3 protein-coding genes are annotated in these 2,638 nt (G+C 65.3%); 1 reads left to right on the plus strand and 2 read right to left on the minus strand.

The features are described from left to right. Positions 1 to 221 precede the first annotated feature (221 nt). On the minus strand, positions 222 to 1,742 hold the full coding sequence (locus M0R80_31895) for a PAS domain S-box protein (GenBank protein ID MCK9464244.1): 1,521 nt from the start codon (positions 1,740 to 1,742) through the stop codon (positions 222 to 224). A 153-nt stretch (positions 1,743 to 1,895) separates the two neighbouring features. On the opposite strand from M0R80_31895, the gene M0R80_31900 reads away from it, so the two are divergent. Beyond that, entirely contained in the window at positions 1,896 to 2,285 is a 390-nt protein-coding gene (locus tag M0R80_31900) for a hypothetical protein (protein MCK9464245.1), read from the plus strand. On the opposite strand, the gene M0R80_31905 is transcribed toward M0R80_31900, so the two are convergent. Further along, the coding region (locus tag M0R80_31905) for a hypothetical protein (protein ID MCK9464246.1) at positions 2,282 to 2,638 on the minus strand (357 nt) is incomplete at its 5' end. The genes M0R80_31900 and M0R80_31905 overlap by 4 nt on opposite strands.

Consider the following 2,638-nt stretch of genomic DNA (forward strand, 5'->3'; position numbering starts at 1 on the left):
CTCCGATGACCTTCAGAAATTGCCGCCAGCGGCCCGATCGCGATCGCTTCCATGCTGTCCGTGCGGCGGAACCGCGATCCTCCGTCCACTTGGTTTGAACTTTTCCAATCACCCATCGAACCGTTCGCTGAACTGTAGAATGGGTCTGAGCCATGCTCGGGCCATGCTCGGGGCCATGCTCGGGGCCATGCTCGGGGCCATGCTCGGGGCCATGCTCGGGGCTACGTCCGCTCGGCGCCGTGCAAATGCCTGTTCAGGAGCCCGATGATCTCCGACAACACGAACGGCTTGCCGATGCCGGCCGTGAATCCGAACTCCTTGGGATCCGAAAGGACGGGATCCTCGGAATAGCCGCTGGCGACGAAGACTGGGACCGTGGCGTCCAGTTTCCGGAGTTCCCGCGCGGTCTCCCTACCCCCCATTCCCCCGGGAATCGTCAGGTCGAGAACGACCGCGGAGAACGGCTTCCCTTCCTCCAATCCCAGCCGGAACCGCTCCAGCGCCTCGCGCCCGTCCTTCGTCGCGGTCACCGAGTACCCGGCTCCCGCCAACCCCTGCTCGAGCACCGCCCGGATCGCCTCCATGTCGTCCATGAGGAGGATGCGACCCATGCCCTTCTCGGCGCGAAGCGGCCTCTCGACGACATCTTCAACGGCATCGCGCCATGCGGGGATGAACACGTGGAAGACGCTGCCCTCCCCCGGCGCGGACTCCACCGCGATGTGGCCGTTGTGCTTCTTGATGATGGAAAACGAGACCGCCAAGCCCAGTCCGCTCCCGGTCTGTTTGGTCGTGAAATAGGGGTCGAAGATCCTGCCCACGACATCCCGGGAGATGCCGACGCCCCTGTCCTTGATCGAAATCTTTATGTAGTCGCCCTCGGACAGCAGCGGCACGTCGCCCTCTCTCAGCGAGACGTTCGCGGCGGAGATGACGACGGTCCCCCCTTCGGGCATGGCCTGTTTCGCGTTGATGACCAGGTTCTCGATGACCTGTCCGATCTGGTTGCCGTCGAACAGGCAGGGCCACAGGTCGTCCGGCAGATCGAACAGACAGGAGACGTTCGAGCCGCTCAGGGCGAACTCCGCGGTGCTCCGCAAACACGGCTGGATCCTTCCCGTGTTCCTGACGGGCTTACCGCCCTTCGCGAACGTGAGCAGCTGCGTGGACAGGGCCTTCGCCCTGTTGATGTTCTCCTCGATAGCCTGCAGGAATTCCAGCGCCTTCTCGTCCGCGATGCGAGTGGAAACCAGTTCGACGTTGCCCAGAATGCCCATCAGCAGGTTGTTGAAATCATGGGCGATGCCGCCGGCGAGCACGCCGATGGACTCCAGCCGCTGGGCGTTCTTGAGCGCCTCTTCCGCCCGCTTGCGCTCCGAGAGATCCTGATGGAAGCCCTGGAAGAACGGTTGCCCGTCGACCCGAATGACGCTGCAGGTGACGCTGAGCGGGAAGACGTGCCCGTCCTTGTGGTAGTGCTCGACCTCGAAGGTCAGCGTCTTCCGGTCCAGGAGCTGGCGCAGCCGCTCCGGCGCCAGCCGTGCGGTCTCCGGCGCGTCGAGATCCGACAACCGCATCCCGCTGATCTCCTCCACGGTGTAGCCGTGCATGCGGGCGAACGCCTTGTTCGAGACGAAGGTCTTCCCGTCGGCCGACATCAGCAGGATCCCGTCGGCGGCGTTCTCGAAGAGGGTCCTGTACTTCTCGTCGCTGTCGTGCAGCATTCGGTCGACGCTGTTCATTGCGACCACACCTTTTTCCCCGATGAGCGACAGGTTACTTTCCGCCGCGAGCCGGTGTCCATATTTATCGTCCCGCCAACGGCCCGGGGATTGCTTTCCTTTGGCGCTGGTGTGGTGCGTCCCCAATCGGTACCGTCTGGGAAGGAGGTCCCCATGCCCGGAACCGACTCGAAGCTCCTCGTCGCCCTGCTCTCGGCGCTCGACGTCTACACACTCGACAACTTCGGCGAGTTCGCGTTCGGCGTGTCGCGGATCCCGGCGACCGGCGTGCTGATCAACGAGGGCGGCGACGACGAGTACCACGTCCCGGGCGACGGCACGCGCGCCATCGGCCGCTCGCGGGTCGAGCCCGGCAACCGGGACGGCTACTACGCCACGGTGATCAACCTCGGGATGTTCCTGGACCTCGGCGGCGCCGCGGACCTCTACGACATCGCCCGCGCGGACGTCGGCAACGGCGCGGAGTGGATCCAGACCGACGGCGACGACCCGACCGAGTGGGATCCCCAGTACGACTACGGGTACGGGCTGGACGAGAACTAGCTCCCCGCGCAGTACAGCTCCACGAATTCGTAGACGTAGGCGCCCGTGCCAGTCGCGTCGGAGATCTCGCTGATGAAGATCGGCATGCCGCCGCCGGTGTAGGTGACGGCCCCGGGGGTCGCCGCGGTGTCGTCGACGACGCTCCAGCTCGCCGACGAGCTCGCCGTCGCCCCTGTCCGCTGGTAGCACTGCCCCTCGGTCGTGGTGAAGGCGAAGGTCGGCCCGTCGACGACGGCGCTCGCGTCGTCGCTCAGCTCGAAGTACTCGAGGCCGTTGATCTGGGGCACGGCTTCGTTGCCGTCGACGTACACGACGCTCGAGCCGAGCGTGACGGACCAGAACGCCTCGAACGC

The sequence above is a fragment of the Pseudomonadota bacterium genome, from assembly GCA_023229365.1.
Lineage (GTDB): Bacteria > Myxococcota_A > Polyangia > JAAYKL01 > JAAYKL01 > JALNZK01.